A 15787-nucleotide genomic window follows, 5' to 3' on the forward strand; every position below is an offset into this window, starting at 1 on the left:
GGGCGGTCGCTGCGCTCCCGCTGGCCCTCGCGATGCGAGGGCGGTCCCTTCCCCTGCGCTCCAGGGACCGGTGGGGCCGGCCGCTGCGCGCCCGGCTGGCCGCGCGCTGCGCGGCCGGGCCGCTCGGGGTCTGACGGTGCGGCTAGTGGGGCCTCCAGTACGGGAGTTGAGGGGGCGCGGGGCGCTCCCGGCGGGTCCGCTGCGCTCCCCCGCCTGACGGTCCTTCCGGCTGCGCCTCCAGTCCCTTGGGGCCCGCTGGCGCGGGCCGGGCTGGCTACGAGGGTGGGGGGTCGCTCGTTCGTGTCGGGTTCCAGTGTAGCGCGTGCATCCGTGAGATGCAGCATGTACCGTTGGCGGAAACACAGGACACCCCCCAACCACCCGGGCGGGTCGTGCCTTTTGATGAGACATCAGCGCCCGTATTTTGCCACCCAGTCAGGCGAGGAATCACGAATTGAGCCGCTTCGGGCCTCAGCCACAGAACGGTACCCCGGATATCGGAAAGCGTGAATTCCGGCGTGCGGAGGTACCGGAGCCGAACGGCCCCTCGGGCCGGGCGGCGGAACCCTCCAGGAAGGCCGGCCTCGCCAGCTGGTGCTTGTTCGTCACGGTCGGCACCACCCGAGACTCAGAGCCGGTGGTGCTGCCCACGCCCCGCACGAGCGCACGGCGCCGCACGCGAAGCCGCCTCAGCCACGTCGGGTCCGGCGGGACGGTGCGGGTGACCTCAGCCACTGATATATGGCGAGATCAAGAAACCGCAGGTCAGAGAGCCGCAGATCTTGAGATACGTACCGGGTGGGGGGACATATCGCGGTCGATGTGTCCCGACTGAGGGGGCACATCGACCGTTCAATGTCAACTAGAGGCGACACGGATTCCCGCCGCATGTCAACTGGAGGCGACATGCGGCGGCAGATGTGTCCCGGGTGCGGGCGGTGGGACGCAAGGGGGGAGATCTGTCCCCCCTGGGGGGACACAACTCGCGCGGCATGTCGTGTCGAAGCGACATCTATGTCAAGCGGAGGTGACATACTGCTCCGCGTCGCAGAGATCAACAGCTTGGAGAGCAGCCTCGTGTCGACAGAGCCGCAGCGCCGCCGTCCGGGGGCCCGAGGGACGCCGCAGCCGCAGCCGAAGCTGCCGTTGGCCGACGATCCGGCCGACGCCTGGGACCGGCCGCTACGGCCCATCAAGGACCTGGACGAGGTCGCCCGCGCGTACCCCGGCCGGAAGCTCACGCTGGACAGCGAGCGGAAGCCGCTGGAGTTCTACGGGCCGCCGGACGAGCCCAACGCCTTCTCCATGGACAGCCTGGAGTTCTTCCTCGTCATCGCGCAGTTCTTCCGCGAGGCGCTGCCGCTCCGGCTGATCCTGCTGATGATCGCGTGCCAGAAGGCCGGTGGGCGGATCCCTCTGACCCAGGACGAGATGGCGCACGTCCTGGACGTCGCGCGCACCAAGGTGAACGAGGCGCTGCAGGAAGTCATGGGCCACGGGATCGTGTTCCGTGTGAAGCGCGGGGTCTACCAGTTCAACCCGCCGTACTCCTACCGGGTTGCCGAGTTCATCCCGGGCACGGAGACCATGGACGCGCAGTACATCCGGGTCGACCAGCACGAGACCATTGCCAGGATCCGGTCGGACGAGAGCCTGCCCGACCTGGTGCGCTTCCCTTCGCTGGAGCGGATGCGCCAGGAGATCGAGCGGCTGCGTGAGGAGCGGGCGAAGATGCGTGCTGAGCGCCGCCGGGAGCGGGTACAGCAGAAGGAGAAGGGGGCCGAACAGTGAGCGGTCTGCATTTCGCCGCGGTGAACGCGGAAGGCATCGTCGCCGACCTGGACCTGCTGCCCGCGGCCTACCGCGTGCTGCTGAAGATGCGCGCCCACAGCGAGCCGGGCGGCCGGATCGAGGTCGACCAGGTCACCCTCGCGCAGATGCTCAGCCTGAGCCGGGCCGCCGTGAACGCCGCGCTGCGCGACCTGGACCTGGCGCAGCTGGTGAAGAAGAAGCGGGCCGGCGTCTACCAGCTCAACCCCATGCTCGCCGCGTACCTCTCCCCCGAGGACGCCATCGCGGCCGTCAAGGCGATGCCGAAGAACGAGCGCCTGAACGCGCCCGGCTTCGTGGAGCGCTACCGGAAGGCCGTGGAGGCCTACCAGGACCAGCTCGCCGAGAAGCGCCGGCTCCGCGAGGACGCCAAGCGCCGCCAGAACCTCAAAGCCGTGTCCTGACCCAACGACCGCTCGACACGACGGCGCTGCACCCACGGTGCGGCGCCGTTCTCGCGCTAGGTGTATTGCCCTGTGAGGTTGGGGACGCGGCTGGCGGGTGGTTTGCCTGCGAGCGCGGTGTGTCCGCGGTGGTGATTGTAGGTGTGCAGCCACTGCGGGAACGCGTCGCGTCGTTCCTGTTCTGACCGGTAGGGGCGGGCGTATGCCCATTCGTCGAGCATGGTGCGGTTGAGGCGTTCGACCTTGCCGTTGGTCTGGGGCCGGTAGGGCCGGGTTCGCTTGTGGGCGATCCCGGCCGCTGCCAGTGTGTCGCGCCATGCGTGGGACTTGTAGCAGGCGCCGTTGTCGGTCAGGACTCGTTCGACGGTGATCCCGGCGCTGGTGAAGTAGGCGTGTGCCCGGGTCCAGAAGCCGGTGGCCGTGTCCTTCTTCTCGTCGGCGTGGATCTCGCTGTAGGCGAGGCGGGAGTGGTCGTCGACGGCGGTGTGGATGTAGCTGTAGCCGGCGTTCTTGCGGGTCTTGCGGCCGGCCTGGCGGCCGAGGACCTTGTGGCCGCCGCCGTCGGGGATGTTGCCCAGCTTCTTGATGTCGACGTGGACGAGCTCGCCGGGATGTTCGCGTTCGTAGCGGCGTATGTTCCGGCCGGTGGCCCGGTCCAGGTGCGTGAGGCGGGCCAGCCCGAAGCGGGTCAGTACGCGGTGCACGGTCGAGGGCACGAGGTGCAGCAGGTGTGCGATGCGGGCGGGTCCCCAGCGGCGCAGGAGGCGGACTTTGATGATTCGGCGTTCGGTGCGGGTCGGGGTCCGGCGCGGGCAGCTGTGGGGCCGGGAGGAGAGGTCCGTCATCCCGGCCTCGCCCAGGGTCCGATAGCGGCCGGCCCACCGCCGGGCGGTCGTCGGTGAGACCTGGAAGCGTTCCGCGGCCCGGCGAAGAGGCCAGCCGTCCTCGACCACGCAGCGGGCCAGGCGCAGGCGCCCGGTCTCGGTCAGGGGTGCATTACGGTGGGGCACGAGGGCCTTTCTGGTCGGTGTAGACGTCGCAATCCACACCGAACCCGGAAGGCCCTCACCCGTTCAAGATCCCTCAGCCGAGACCTGCATCACCCGTCCACAACCTCCCGAGACAGAACAGCTAGGGCGGCGTACAAGGTTCCCACCCAGCGGAAACCGCAGGTCACAGAACCGCCACACGACGTTGTCGGTATCACCAGGGATACCGACTTGTTCTAGTTCTCCAGAACAAGCGACTTCCGTCCCAGCACCGCGTACATCGTTCCCCTGGAGGGGAAAGCCGCAGGCAGGACGGCCCGTACTAGCGTTCCCGGAAGGCTCTGCCGCGCGCCGCCCATCCGAGCGCCAGCGGTCGCGGTACGAGTAGGGGCGTGACCCACAACTTCGGCCTCCACTTCGCCCAGGAGCTGGGCAACCGCTTCGGCTCGCCCACCGACAGCTGGCCCGCGAGCGCGGAGCAGGTGATCCCGTTCTTCGCGATCGTCGTCAGGGCGCTGGGCACGGACGACGCAGCGCAGTGGTTCGAGGCGGCCCGCAGGGCTCACCAGCGCGTGGTGACCGCGGAACAGAACCGGGCCCACCACTTCGGTTTCGCCCAGCACCTGGACGTGGAGACCGAGGCGCACCAGGAGCTCACCCTCTCTGTTGTGGCTGCCTTCGAGGCGACGAAGGCGCTGTATGAGGTCACCCGCCGGGACGCCGCCGTCGACGTCGACGTGTTCTTCGAGTGCGCGCTGCGGGCCTGCTCGCGCGGCAGTGGCCGGCCCACCAGCTCGCCGGTTGCAGCAGCGGCGACCGCATAGCCGTCCGGGAGGCAGCAGGGCGACTGCTGCCCGGGTAAGGCCGGCCTTGCTGCCCGTGCAGCACCCGTGTGCCGCCTGGCGGGACGCTGCTGCACGCCGGCCCGTGCTGCGGGACGCAGCAGACGGCCTTGCACCCTTCGCCACCAGGAGCAGCAGCGGCTGCTGCACGGCGCAGGTCGCGCAGGGTGCAAGGCGCGCTGCGGGATGCGCGTAGCGGCAGTCGGGTCGTGGCTCTCTGGGCGGGGCGTGCGAATGCTGCGCTGCGCTGGGGAGGACGTCTTGCACCCCAATAGGGGTTAGTACAGGTAGTACCTATGTGCGGGTTGTAGATCTCTCCCCCTGAGAGCAGAGCTCGGGCCGGGAGCAGCGGGAGGCGGTGCCCGAGGAGGGAGGGCGTGGCGCCCGCCGTGGAGCCGTCGCCGAGGGGCAGGGCACTTCACCGCCGCCCGAAGCGCTGTACGCCGCTGTGAGCGCCTTTCAGGGCCTTGATCGTCGCTCGGGAGCCCGGAGGGCGTCAGAACGCCGCAGGCGGCCGTACAGCGCCGGGAAGGATCATGTGCGCCGGACGGGTGGGGTGGGCCTCGGTGCAGGTGGTGGCGGGTGGTGTGTGCCCGCGCAGCGAGCTTCGCTCTCAGGGGGGGAGATCTACAACCCGCACTTAGGTACTACCTGTAGTACCTACCAATGGGGTGCAAGGCCGTCTCCGGACAGGCCCGCACCGAGCCGCCGGTGCAGCGTCCGGAGGTCGGGTGCAAGGGTGCAAGGCGGGTGTCATCTGCCCGGCCGTACTTCTGGTACTTCGCCTTCGGCGGGTGAGGAAGAGCGCGCCCGTCATCAGGTCAGTCAGTCCTACGTCTTCCTTGTACGCGAGCGATCCCTCACCAACCGACAGACCCGATCCCTCACCAAACGACGGACACGCGCGGAGGCCGGCCGCGCCAGCAGCACGCGGTCGGCCTGGTCCAGGACGTCGCGGGTCAGACCTCGAGGTAGGCAACCACGACCACGGTCTTCAAGGCCGTGACCCAATACAGGAGGCGTACGCGCTCGACTTCGTCGGTGTACTCGCGCAGCTGGGGGCCGGCGGTGTCGCCGGGGATCGGCGCGCCGACCTCGGGGTCGACGGAGACGACGACCAGGGCGCGGTCCAGGGCGTGGATCTCCGCCTCGTTGGTGATGTTCTCCAGCTGCTTGGCGGCGGAGTCGGAGAACGCGATCCGGGCGCGGCGGGGGCCGTGCTGCGGGGGCATCAGGCGACGGCCGGGCGCTGCCGAGCGAGACGGGCGAGGTGGGCCTCGCGCAGCTCCTCCCACGGGGTGCACTGCTCGGGGTCGGGCAGGCCGTTGGTGGCGATGTCCTCCAGGACGGCAGCGAACCGTTCGGCGTCGGCGCGGGTCTTGGCCGCGTACGCGCGGACCGCGTCGGCGGCCGCGGGCTCCAGCTGCCGGGTGGCGGTGTCGGCGGGGGCCGGCTGTTCGCTCATCGAAGGCCTCCAGGGCGCGAACGGGCGTGTGTCACCACGGTATCGGCCGCACGGCAGCCGTGGGGCCGCTCCGCTCCTCCTCTGACCTTGGCGCATCAGGGTTCGCCGGCGCACTTCCCTCCGAGGCCGGGATCGGCGCAGGTGCATTCCCGCTGTCCGATGACACAGATCAGCTGAACAGTGACACAGGTGAGCGTGTCCACCTGGGGAAACAGGGGGTCGATGACACAGATCGGCCCACTGTTCAGGCGGGCGACGGATCGCAGCCGGATGCGGACCGTAGTCGCTCCGGGAGGGTGTCACGCTGATTGGCGAGGTGGCCCAGATCCGGGTCCGGGCCCGTGGTTCCGGGCTGGATCGTCAGCGTGACACCCCGACGTGACAGCTGGATCGGGGTGCGTGACACCGGTCGGCGTGACAGCGTGACAGTCACCCTCGGTGATCACGGATGCGGTGCTACGTCCGGGCGCGGGTGAGGAACGCGGCGAGCGCGGCGGCGGCTTCGGGCTCGGTGGTGGCGAGCCGGGCCGCGAACGCCAGCTGGTCGACGTCGGCGCCGGGGACCAGGCGGGCGAGTTCGGCGAGCAGCGCGGCGTGTGCGAGGACCGGAGGCGTCAGAAGGCCGGCGGCTTCCTCGCGGGCGGCGGGGTTGCGGTAGTGCCCGTGGTGCGCGGCCAGGGCGTGCGCGAGCCAGGCGTCGACGTCGGCCTGGACGTACCCGCCGGCTCGCCGGGTGAGCTCGTCACGGACGGCTTCGTCGCCGGTACGGGGTTCGGTCTGCTCCAGGGTGCCGAGCTCGCGCAGCGCCTGGAGCTCGTCGGCGCGGGCCGCGATGCGGGCGGCTTCGCGCAGTTCGGCTTCCCGGGCAGCGGCGGCCGCGGCGTCGGCGGCGAGTTCGGCCCGGACGGTGTCGTCGGCGTCCGGGTTGTAGACGGTGCCCGGGGCGGCGTCGGCGAGCAGCTGCGCGAGGCGCTCCCACTCCGCGAGCTCCGCCTGGCTGCGGACGTCGTCGGCCAGGTCCTCGTGCCGGGACGCCTGCCGCGCGTCGAACCGCGCTTCCTCGAGGGCCGCCGCGACAGCGCCGGCGTCCATCCCCTTCGCCCGGCGCCGTACGACCCGTAGGCCGATGCGGGCCGGATCGACCGGCTCACGGGGCACGGCAACGCGAGGGGCAAGCGGTCGACGGGTACCGCCGCCGGGCGGCCACATCCTGGTCATCTTCGACCTCGCATTCGTGGTGAGAAAACAGAGCGGGTCGCCGCCAGAGCGCTGTACGACGACCCGCCGGATTGCTTTATAGCAGGCCCAGAATTCGACCGAGTCAGAACATAAACTCGATGGCCTGAACGTGCGTGAAATCCGCGCGCAGACCATCGGCGCGGGTGCCCCACTCCGTGAAATACGACTCGGTGATGGCCTCCGCGACAATCGGATGCAGATCCTCCTCCGTCGCACCGGCCTCCTGGAGCTCCAGGATCTGCTTCGCATAGGTGGGCGAGATCGGGGTGGTGATGGTGCGTATGCGGCCGTCGTCCGAGCTGCCCGAGCACGTGAATCCGAAGTACGCCGTCACCTCCACCATCATCCCGCTGGAGGTGGACGCCTGTTCGCGTGCCTGTGCCCTGACCTGCGGTTGCCACTCGGATTCGGTCGCCTCCACCAGGGCAGCCTGGAGCCGCTTCTGTGGCTTCTTCAGCTTCCCGGCGCGGTAGCGCTCGATCGTGCGAGTCGAGGTGCCCACACGCTCCGCCAGGCTCCTCACTGACTCCTTCGCTCGCGTGAGGAGGAATTTCACCTGTGCATTTGCGGATTTCGGCGCGGGCCGGGTGAAGATCTTCCGCTCCGCCCGGGTGAGGGCCTCCAGAACCTTGCCGCGCCGCGGCGCCGGCTGCTGCTCGTGATCGCTCATACCTCCTAGGGATCACGGATCGCCTGTGGATAGATTCCGGGCGCGGCGGCCCCAAGTCGTCTGCTGGCGAGGGGTGTTAGGTGGGGTGCCGGGCGGGGGAGGGTTCCGGTGACAAGGGGAGGAACGCCGTGGGGAAGCGAACAGGGGTGCGCAAGGGTGCCCGCCGGTCGGGGAATCCAGCGCGCCGCGAGGCGGAGCGTCTGTTCTCGGGGAACGTGCTGGGTGAGCGCATGTACGCGGCTCCCAGCACGGCCGACCGGTCAGGGGTGCAGCCGGGAGAGGTCATCCCGGTGAGCGTTCCGGAGCTGCCGGACGGCCTCGTGATCCGAGACGCGACCCGCGCCGACACGGCACCGCTGGAGCCGGTGATCCGGCTGGCCGACCCGGACAACCCCGATGGGTCATGGCGAGGGCTGCCCAACGTGATCGAGCAGAGCATCGATCCGGAGAAGCTCACGTACGCGCGGGTGGTGGAGGAGACGTCGTCCGGCGCGCTGGTCGGCGGCATGCTCACGCTGCCGGCGACGTGGGCCTTCACCCACCCCATGCTCATCGGATCGCCCAACGTGCACATCATCGCCGGTCTGGTCGCCTGCCTGGACTCCCTCGCGGTGGTCGAGCAGTGGCGCGGCCAGGGCGTCGCGCGTGCCCTGGTGGCCGAAGCGGAGAAGGCGGCCGGCTCGCATCAGGCCGGGAAGCTGGGCGCGGCCGTCCTGTACGCCACGCACGAGCCGGAGCTGACGGACTTCTACGCCGGGCTGGGCTTCACCCTCTCCCCCGACGGCATCGGCATCCCCACCCCGACCGGGCTGATCTGCCACGGCCCGACCAAGGGCTTCCGCTTCTCGGTGAAGCCACTGCGCACCGGCATCCAGATGGAACCCATGGCCACCCCGTACGGGCGGCAGCTGGTCGTCCGTGGCGTCCTTCCGGTCCCGGCGCGCTGACGTCAGCGGCGGGTGACGGCGTAGCCCGCGTCGTTGACGGCGCGGGTCCACACGTCGCGGTCGAACCACTTGGTGATGTTCGGCTGGAGCTCGGTGATGGTGCGCATCCTGGCTTCCCAGTCGTGTCCGGCCGGGCCGCGGCTGCCGTCGCAGCCGGTGCAGCCGTCCTCGCCGTGGATGTGGCCGGCCATCCAGGCGTTGACGGCGACGTTGATGATGACCGAGTACAGGTCGCCGCCGGTCTGTGCGAGGGAGTCGGGCACCCCGGCGAGGACCAGGGCGAGCTCGGGGTTGTCGATCGGTGGCATCGGGGCCTGCCCGACGCCCTTCTCGCTGCTGCTCTCCTCGTACGACGCCACGCTCTGCGCGAGCCGGTCGGCCGTGACGGAGGCGTCGAAGTACCGCCAGGCGGAGCGCACCTGGATCCCGAGCCGCTCCGCCACGGTGGTGATCTGCTTCTCGATCGTGTCCTCCACGGTCGCCGGCGCGAGGGTCACCCCCCGGCGGGCCAGCTCCGTGAGCGTCTGGGCAACGGCTTCCTTGTACGCCTTCGTGTTCCGCACGAGCGCATCGTAGGCGGGCAGGCGTAGCCGCCGGACGGCTTCGCCTGGATTGCGCCGGTGCAGGTGGCGATCTCCTTGAGAGGGGCGTCGCTGGCACCCTGCTCCTGGGTGTCGAATCCTGACGGGAGGTTGCGAGGCTCAGGTTCAAGGAGATGCGGACTCGGAGAGGCGTCCCACGAAGAATTCGGACCCCGTTACGACCTTGCAGAAGAGGCAGAGATGCCTGCTAACGAGAAGTCGGATGCTCTGATCTTGCTGAAACCGCCTACTCCGGTGAAGAGATCGAGGACGAAGTTGCCTCGCACTTTGCTTCTGAGGGCGTTCCGTGTCTTCATCTTCGACTTCGTGAAGGACGTCCGAGACGAGTATCTGAGCGTTCTCAACGCTTCATCAGCTCCACTTGGGTGGAGCACCGCTTCACCGTTCACATCTGGTTCCAGCAGCATCGGCCCAGGTGGGAGGCTCGCAGCCTTTCGGTGACTTGACTACTCCGGGGCCCCTAGCACATCTCACGGGACTCCGCTTGGGTGCCTTCCCCCGCCGATCCTGGCCTTTGATGGTCACCAAGGCAGGGGGAACGTCTCGCCGACATGTGCGTAGGCTTCTGAGCCGACGACAGCAGCGGAGTCCGCGGGCTCCGCAGCCGCTCGAACGGTGTTGTCGTCACCGCGTAGTTCGACCGCTTCAACCGGAAGGAGACAAAGCAGTGGCCCCCTGCTCGAACAAGGGGCCACTCGCGTAGTCCGACAGCTCCACCCCGTACCAGAACGCATTCCAAGATGGGAGAAGAACCATCAGGTCCGAGCCCGAGCCTACGGGGCGCCGCGTACTGCCGTCGAGTCAAGACGGCGCAGGCACCCCCGCAGGCATAGCCACACAAGCCCGTCACCACACCTCCTGTACGAACTGGGAGAGGCGGGTTTCGTGAACAACGACCAGATCAGCGTGCGCATGGTGGTGCTGTTGCTGGTGGGCGCATTAACCGTCGGCGTCGCTCTCTATCACCCGGCATTCGGGGCGGCACTCGGTGTCGGCGTCGTCGTGGTCGCCCTGCTCAACGAGCTGATGGGCAGATAGCGGACGACCATCCCGCCCCCGGATACGCGAGCGGGCCCGGACCGTGTCGGTCCGGGCCCGCGGGCTATTCGGGGCGCGGCTGCTACAGGTCGAACTCGAGGTGCTCGATGTCCGTGAACCGGACCTCCTCCAGGGAGCCGGCGCGGCGGCCGCCGTCCTGGAAGTAGACCTCCTTGAGCGCTTCGGCGGCGATCTCCTGGAGCTGCTGGTCGGTGGCGCCGGCCTCCTGGGCGTCGAAGAGGCGGGCGGCGTAGACGGGCGGCAGGGCGACGGTCAGGTGGCGGATGCGGTCCTGGTCCGTCGACCCGATCGGGGCCGTGTAGCCCATGCGGGCGCGGGTGTCGATGACGATGCCGCCTGTGCTGGCCGCCTTCTTCTTGGCCTTCGCGCGGATCTGCGGCTGCCACCGCTTCTTCACCTCGCGGTCTATGCGCGCGGCGAGTTCGGGCCGGGGCTTCTTGATCTGGCCCTTCACGTACCGTTCGACGGTGCGCTGGGAGACCCGCAGCATCTGGGCGACCGCCTTGGTGCCCTTGAGCTGCTTGACCAAGTACCGCATCTGCGCACCCGCGCTCTTGGGCGCCGGGCGCGTGAACGCCTTCTGCACCGCGGCCTCCAGGCCGTCCCCGAACAGGCTCATCGTGGCCTACTCCTACTCTCCGTTGTCGACGTCGGTGACGGTGCCGTCCTTGATGTACCGGGCGAGGTTGAGCTCCGGGGCGTTGAACCGCTCCCGGACTTCCTCGCCCCACAGGACGGTCTGGGTGCCCTCGTGCTTGACCAGGCCCGGGTTGATGCCGAGCTTGAAGCCGCCGGGCAGCGGCTTGCTCTCCCGGTAGGGCAGGAAGTCCAGCGGCGACGTGCCGTCGGCGGCGTAGACGACGCAGTCCGACAGGATCGCGACGGGGTACTGGCCGGTGAACGCGGCGTGCTTGACGATCTTGCGGTGCAGGTTGATCCGGGTGCGGGAGATGACCGCCGCGCGGATGTCCGGCCGCCACGTCGGGCGGGACAAGGCGCGCCACGGCTCGCCCGGCCGCCAGCCCTCGCCGCGCGGGCGCTCGCGGAGCTTGCCCAGGCCGCCCTTGACCGTCGCCTTGATCGCCGAGACGACGATCGCCAGGTCCGGGTCGCGGTCCTTGTACCCGTCCATCGCGGCGAGGAAGTCGGCCGGCTCCATGTCCGCGTGGACGCCGAGGTCGGCCATCGTGGCGAGGTAGGCGTCACGGAGCCGGTTGTACCAGCCGTCCAGGTAGCGGCCGTTGTCGTACCGGACCCACGCCTCGATCGGGCGAACCTCGTAGCCGAGCTCCACCGCGTACGCCACGGTCGGCGTCGCGTACCAGGCCGGCCCCTCCGGGCGCTCGCCCTTCGGTGTGAACGGAGAGGGCAGCAGCGAGCCGTCCAGCTCCACCCACTCCTTGCCGACCTTCACCCGCGACAGGTCGACGTGGGACAGGTCCACCAGCCACGAGCCGGGCAGCTTCGGGTCGAACGCGGGGGCCTTGACGTGCGTCGCCTCACCGAGACCGACGTTCAGACCGTTCGCGCCGGCGGCGAAGGCCATGTTCACGTCGATGCCGACCAGGTGCCGCAGGGTGCACTCGGCATCCGTCATCGGCCGCGCCCAGTCGTACGCCTCCTCGAACAGCTTCTCCGCCGGGCCGCGCACGTGGAATCGGGGCAGGTCCTTGAGGACCGGGTGGCCGTCGGGGACCTCGCACGGCGGCCAGTTCATCGGGTCGATGGCGTCCTTGCCCAGCGAGCCGGGGTTGTGCTCGGAGTGCCGCTTGCCGTCGGCGTCCGGCTCGGAGGCGCGCGTCGGCGGGTGCAGCGCGGTCATCAGCTCCAGGCCGGTCACGGCCGTGGAGCCGCGCGGCGTCATCACCCGCGAGGCGTACACGCCCAGGACGCGGGCGAGCTCCGCCGGCGGCAGCTGCCCGGCCTCGCCCCAGTGCCGGGAGTCGAGCGCGTTCCAGGAGGGGATGCACAGCTGGACGCAGGCCCGCTCCGAGCCGGTGGCAGGGCGGTAGATCCTGGCCCACGGCCCGAACCCGCGCTTCGTCAGCTTCCAGTCGGCGCGCGCCAGCTGCTTGACGACCTTGTGGTTCTCGGGGATCCGCCCGGCGAGCCGCTCCTCGTCAGTGAGGGTGACGGGCAGGCCGTAGCGCTCGAGGGCGGCCTCGGTGAGCACGAGCAGCGGGTCGGCGTCCTTGCCCGGCCCGGACAGCTTCGGCTGCCCGAGCTTCGCCTCCTTGAGCGTCCACTCCACCAGGGACGGCAGGGACTTGGCGGGCACGTCCAGGACCAGGCCGCCGGTGCAGTACGCCAGCACCTGCCCGTCCTCGACGTCGACGACCGCGAGCGGTCCGTTGGCGAAGCGGGGGTCGGTGCCGCCCGCCGGGGTTCCGGCCGGGGCCGCCTTCTTGGCACCCGGGCGGCGCGACGTCGACGACGGCCTGGTGGTGCGCGCGGGACGTGGCGCGGCCGCCGGAGCAGCGGTGACAGGGGCGGGGGTCTGGGTGTTCTCGGTTGCAGTCATGGCCGCAGCCTCGGACGCCTCCCCTGTGGACAGAGTCCGCGCTCCCGCCGGGCGGGGCGCGCCGGGAGTGGGGTAAAGGGAGTTGACGATCTCTTCGATCGCAGCGTCCGGAACCTCTGGCATTTCGTCTGCCGGGTCGGGCGCGCCGGTGAACGTGGCGGGCACTGGGGCAGCCGGCTCTTGCGGCGTTGCAGGTGCCGGGTAGAGCTCCGCGAGCTGCCGTAGCAGCCGGGCGTATGCCTCGCGCTCCGGGCCGCGCGGCTCGGTCGGCTTCTTGACCGACTCCCAGCCGGACACCGTGGCCCGGCGCACCTTCAGCGCAGCGGCGACTTCGTCCAGCGTCAGGCCGTGCGCGACCCGCAGGCGCTTGCGCTCCTCCGCTGGCGGCAGCGGCGAGCGGGACGCGACCAGTGCGTCGACCGCGTCGAACAACTCGGACATGGAACACCTCCTGGCCGACATTCTACCCCAAGAACCGTACGTATAGCGCACATTCTCCGTACGAATCGCGTACGAACGGCGTGCGAAAGCGGTAAGGGTGGTCCTGGCCAGGGAAGGGCTGGAAACCGTCGCGTCACCCCAGGCCCCGGTGGGGAGATATGGGCGGTCGCATGCTCGGAGTAATCAGGGGGTCACGTGGGGTGGAAAGACGCGTTCGGCGACGCCATGAAGGAACTGGAGGCGATACGACAGCAACTCGCACGTCTCGATCGCCTCGATGACCCGACGGTCGGGCTGACCGCACTGCACGGTGACGTCACGCAGAGCCGCCTGAAGATCCTGGAACAGCTCCAGGCGGGCGTCACCGGATTGCGTGAGGAGAACCGGGAGGTCCGCCGCAGGCAGGACCGGATGATCAGCGACCTTAACGAGACGCGAGGGGAGCTCCGGCAGCTCCTGGACCTTGTCGACGTTCTGCGTCCCTTCGCGCCGCCCGAAGGGGCAGGTGACACGCCCGGCGAGGGCACGCAGACCCATCCCGAGGGGACTGCGCAGCCGCCCGAACCCGAGGCCGGCTACGGCTCGTCCGTCGGCGCCGAAGGTCATCCGTCCGTCTCAACCGACACCGACTCCCAGGGGGGAACCATGGAGAACACCGGGCACCGGCCGCAGCCCGAGTCCGGCGAGGACCAGGACCTCGCGCTGAAGAGTGCCATCGAGGCCGCCTACCAGGGCACCGGCACCTCCGCCGGTCAGCCCTCTGCTGCCACGCCGCAGGCCGCCGGCGCGGAGGATCCGCGGGTCGCCCACGGCGTCCTGCTGCTGAAGGCCGCCGGTGTGGCCTCCGCCGAACTGATCGCGCACCGCGACACCTGGGAGTGGCTCGCCGCCCTGGCCGTCGACCACAGCCACTTCCGCACCCCGCCCTCGGTTGAGGACATCAAGGAGGGCCGCGTCCAGACCGTCCTGTCTGGACGCTCCCTCATCGCCCTGCTCATCGAGCTGTGGAACACCCGCTCCACCGCCACCCCGCTGCAGGGCGACTGGGCACTGGCCATGACCACCTACAACCGCATCGCGGCCGAACTCACCGGCGTCACCGGACAAGGCGAGACCATCCGCATCGTCCTGGACGACGGTCTCCCCCACGAGGCCGGCGACTGACCGGCATCTCACCGAGAAGCAGACGACGGCCGCCCGGATCGGTCCGGGCGGCCGTCGTCACGGGCTGGAAAGCGCGAGGGCCGCACGGTCAAACCGTGCGGCCCTCGACTGACGTCTGAACCCTGGGGGTATGGCCTGCCTTCTTTCGAGGGCTACCAGGGACGATTCCAGGGTCTTCGTCGCCCAGTGTACCTACGATTGCCCCACCATGCACAGCACGCCGCCCACCAGCATCGAGCCGCCCGACGACAAGGCCGTCATCGAGCTGATCAGCCCCGACCGGCTGAACCCCTACCTGACCGCCTGCGCTGGTGACTCCACCGCCGCGCTCGCGCTGTACCGGTGGAACAGCGACCTCGCCGCGGCGTTCTTCGAACCGCTCGGGCACCTGGAGATCATGCTGCGCAACGCGCTGGACGCACGGCTCGTTGCCCGCCAGCAGCGCCGGGGCCGGACCACCGAGTGGTACATCGACAGGCAGGTCCCCCTCAGCGGCAAGGCCCGCGGCGACATCGCCCAGGCCCAAGAGCGCGCTGGGCGGGGCGGTGCTGCGACCACGCCGCGCGGGAAGGTCATCGCGGAGCTGAGCTTCGGCTTCTGGCGCTTCCTGCTGGCCCGCCAGTACAAGACCAACCCGTGGCCCGACCTCGCGGGCGCCTTCCCCTACGCCCCCAACCGTGCCCTGACCACGGTGGAAGACCCGGTCAAACGGCTGCACAAGTTCCGCAACCGCATCGCTCACCACGAGGGGATCTGGCACCTGGCCCTCGAAGCCCGCCGGGACGACATCCAGACCGTGCTCGGCTTCATAGCGCCAGCCGCCGCAACGTGGGTCGCCGACGCCTCCCGCATCGACGACGTCCTCGCCCGCCGCCCCTGACGCCTCGAGCTCACGCGGTCCTGCCCAGCGTCGTCGGCTGCGGGACCGCGGCCGCCGTCCCGGCCTCCCTCGCCGCGCGCTCCGCACGGGCCCGGCGCAGGGCTGCGGCGTGGGAGACGTCGGCCTGGCGGCGGCGCTCGATGAGGGCCTGCTCGATCGGGGCCGGCTGGTCGTCGGCCACCGGCTCCGGCTCCGGGAAGGCCTGGAGGCTGAGCGCCCGCATCGCCGCGGTCTGCCGCTCCACTGCCTCCGCGATCGAGGGGTCGATACGGCTGGGAGGCGCGACGGCCTGGTGCGCGGCGAGGGCCTGGTGGAAGCCCGGCGAGGCCATCTCGCGCGTCTTCACCGGGGCCGGAGGAGCGTCCGGTGCGGTGGCCTGCGTCTGCACCGCAGGCCGGGGGTCCGGGGCGGCGCCGACGGCCAGGACCCGGACACTGCGCACGGCGTCGGTGCCGGCCGACTCGTTGGCCGCGGCGACGATGCGGGCGCTGATCAGGCGGAGCTGGGTGGCGTAGGCCGGGGAGTCGGGGCGCAGGTCCAGCTGGCCGGTCTCCGGGTGGAAGGCGACGGCCTGGACGTGGTCGGGAAGCTGCGGGGCGATGGCGGCCGCGATATCGGGCCAGCGGTCCAGGACGGTTCCGCCGGCGGCCGGGACGTCCCAGGCCCGGTCGGCCATCAGGCCCTGGAGTACGGCGGCGAACCCGGCCGGCTCCCGGCCGTCGCGCTGCACGACC

16 protein-coding genes are annotated in these 15787 nt (G+C 70.2%); 7 read left to right on the forward strand and 9 right to left on the reverse strand.

The annotated features are described in order from the left end of the window. Nucleotides 1–1077 precede the first annotated feature (1077 nt). On the forward strand, nucleotides 1078–1791 hold the full coding sequence (locus B9S61_RS23095) for a hypothetical protein (RefSeq protein ID WP_030423322.1): 714 nt from the start codon (nucleotides 1078–1080) through the stop codon (nucleotides 1789–1791). Beyond that, complete coding sequence (locus B9S61_RS23100; protein ID WP_030423321.1) at nucleotides 1788–2234, forward strand: hypothetical protein; 447 nt, start codon at nucleotides 1788–1790, stop codon at nucleotides 2232–2234. Before B9S61_RS23095 ends, B9S61_RS23100 begins: the two co-directional genes overlap by 4 nt. A 56-nt stretch (nucleotides 2235–2290) precedes the next feature. Here the strand turns inward: B9S61_RS23100 and B9S61_RS23105 are convergent, their stop codons facing one another. Then, nucleotides 2291–3244, reverse strand: a complete 954-nt coding sequence (locus B9S61_RS23105; protein ID WP_103543982.1) for an IS481 family transposase — start codon at nucleotides 3242–3244, stop codon at nucleotides 2291–2293. Nucleotides 3245–3615: 371 nt separating this feature from the next. Here B9S61_RS23105 and B9S61_RS23110 point away from each other — a divergent pair, with 371 nt between their 5' ends. Continuing rightward, nucleotides 3616–4047 carry a hypothetical protein gene (locus B9S61_RS23110; RefSeq protein ID WP_103543983.1) on the forward strand — a complete coding sequence of 144 codons (432 nt, stop codon included), beginning with the start codon at nucleotides 3616–3618 and terminating at the stop codon, nucleotides 4045–4047. A 977-nt stretch (nucleotides 4048–5024) separates the two neighbouring features. Here the strand turns inward: B9S61_RS23110 and B9S61_RS23115 are convergent. The 4 genes from B9S61_RS23115 to B9S61_RS23135 form a co-directional block, all read right to left on the reverse strand. Continuing rightward, nucleotides 5025–5297, reverse strand: a complete 273-nt coding sequence (locus B9S61_RS23115) for a hypothetical protein (RefSeq protein ID WP_103543984.1) — start codon at nucleotides 5295–5297, stop codon at nucleotides 5025–5027. Then, a complete protein-coding gene (locus B9S61_RS23120) occupies nucleotides 5297–5530 on the reverse strand; it encodes a hypothetical protein (RefSeq protein ID WP_103543985.1) in 234 nt (77 codons plus the stop codon). The genes B9S61_RS23115 and B9S61_RS23120 overlap by 1 nt, the downstream gene beginning before the upstream one ends. Before the next feature lie 456 nt (nucleotides 5531–5986). Further along, nucleotides 5987–6748, reverse strand: coding sequence for a hypothetical protein (locus tag B9S61_RS23130; RefSeq protein ID WP_103543987.1), 762 nt, complete (start codon nucleotides 6746–6748; stop codon nucleotides 5987–5989). A gap of 103 nt (nucleotides 6749–6851) precedes the next feature. Beyond that, nucleotides 6852–7439, reverse strand: a complete 588-nt coding sequence (locus tag B9S61_RS23135) for a terminal protein (RefSeq protein ID WP_103543988.1) — start codon at nucleotides 7437–7439, stop codon at nucleotides 6852–6854. A 128-nt stretch (nucleotides 7440–7567) separates the two neighbouring features. Here B9S61_RS23135 and B9S61_RS23140 point away from each other — a divergent pair, with 128 nt between their 5' ends. Further along, entirely contained in the window at nucleotides 7568–8386 is an 819-nt protein-coding gene (locus B9S61_RS23140; protein ID WP_146064924.1) for a GNAT family N-acetyltransferase, read from the forward strand. A gap of 2 nt (nucleotides 8387–8388) precedes the next feature. Here the strand turns inward: B9S61_RS23140 and B9S61_RS23145 are convergent, their stop codons facing one another. Continuing rightward, nucleotides 8389–8949, reverse strand: a complete 561-nt coding sequence (locus B9S61_RS23145; protein ID WP_258039809.1) for a hypothetical protein — start codon at nucleotides 8947–8949, stop codon at nucleotides 8389–8391. A 924-nt stretch (nucleotides 8950–9873) separates the two neighbouring features. Between B9S61_RS23145 and B9S61_RS40995 the strand changes: the two genes are divergently transcribed. Continuing rightward, a complete protein-coding gene (locus B9S61_RS40995) occupies nucleotides 9874–10026 on the forward strand; it encodes a hypothetical protein (protein WP_181007494.1) in 153 nt (50 codons plus the stop codon). A gap of 82 nt (nucleotides 10027–10108) precedes the next feature. Here the strand turns inward: B9S61_RS40995 and B9S61_RS23150 are convergent, their stop codons facing one another. Beyond that, nucleotides 10109–10666 carry a DNA-binding protein gene (locus tag B9S61_RS23150; protein WP_103543991.1) on the reverse strand — a complete coding sequence of 186 codons (558 nt, stop codon included), beginning with the start codon at nucleotides 10664–10666 and terminating at the stop codon, nucleotides 10109–10111. A 12-nt stretch (nucleotides 10667–10678) separates the two neighbouring features. Beyond that, nucleotides 10679–13009 carry a DNA-binding transcriptional regulator gene (locus tag B9S61_RS23155; protein ID WP_103543992.1) on the reverse strand — a complete coding sequence of 777 codons (2331 nt, stop codon included), beginning with the start codon at nucleotides 13007–13009 and terminating at the stop codon, nucleotides 10679–10681. A 195-nt stretch (nucleotides 13010–13204) separates the two neighbouring features. On the opposite strand from B9S61_RS23155, the gene B9S61_RS23160 reads away from it, so the two are divergent. Together B9S61_RS23160 and B9S61_RS23165 are read left to right on the forward strand one after the other, a co-directional pair. Continuing rightward, complete coding sequence (locus B9S61_RS23160) at nucleotides 13205–14173, forward strand: hypothetical protein (protein ID WP_258039810.1); 969 nt, start codon at nucleotides 13205–13207, stop codon at nucleotides 14171–14173. Between the two features lie 208 nt (nucleotides 14174–14381). Further along, complete coding sequence (locus B9S61_RS23165; RefSeq protein ID WP_103543993.1) at nucleotides 14382–15053, forward strand: Abi family protein; 672 nt, start codon at nucleotides 14382–14384, stop codon at nucleotides 15051–15053. A gap of 10 nt (nucleotides 15054–15063) precedes the next feature. On the opposite strand, the gene B9S61_RS23170 is transcribed toward B9S61_RS23165, so the two are convergent. Further along, nucleotides 15064–15783 carry a DciA family protein gene (locus B9S61_RS23170; protein ID WP_258039811.1) on the reverse strand — a complete coding sequence of 240 codons (720 nt, stop codon included), beginning with the start codon at nucleotides 15781–15783 and terminating at the stop codon, nucleotides 15064–15066. Nucleotides 15784–15787 lie beyond the last annotated feature (4 nt).

This window comes from Streptomyces sp. SM1 (assembly GCF_002910825.1).
Taxonomy (GTDB): domain Bacteria; phylum Actinomycetota; class Actinomycetes; order Streptomycetales; family Streptomycetaceae; genus Streptomyces; species Streptomyces okerensis.

Coding starts and splice junctions, on each gene's coding strand:
- B9S61_RS23115 (WP_103543984.1), bottom strand. CDS start 5,297: ATGCCCCCGCAGCACGGCCCCCGCCGCGCCCGGATCGCGTTCTCCGAC.
- B9S61_RS23120 (WP_103543985.1), bottom strand. CDS start 5,530: ATGAGCGAACAGCCGGCCCCCGCCGACACCGCCACCCGGCAGCTGGAG.
- B9S61_RS23130 (WP_103543987.1), bottom strand. CDS start 6,748: ATGACCAGGATGTGGCCGCCCGGCGGCGGTACCCGTCGACCGCTTGCC.
- B9S61_RS23135 (WP_103543988.1), bottom strand. CDS start 7,439: ATGAGCGATCACGAGCAGCAGCCGGCGCCGCGGCGCGGCAAGGTTCTG.
- B9S61_RS23150 (WP_103543991.1), bottom strand. CDS start 10,666: ATGAGCCTGTTCGGGGACGGCCTGGAGGCCGCGGTGCAGAAGGCGTTC.
- B9S61_RS23155 (WP_103543992.1), bottom strand. CDS start 13,009: ATGTCCGAGTTGTTCGACGCGGTCGACGCACTGGTCGCGTCCCGCTCG.
- B9S61_RS23165 (WP_103543993.1), top strand. CDS start 14,382: ATGCACAGCACGCCGCCCACCAGCATCGAGCCGCCCGACGACAAGGCC.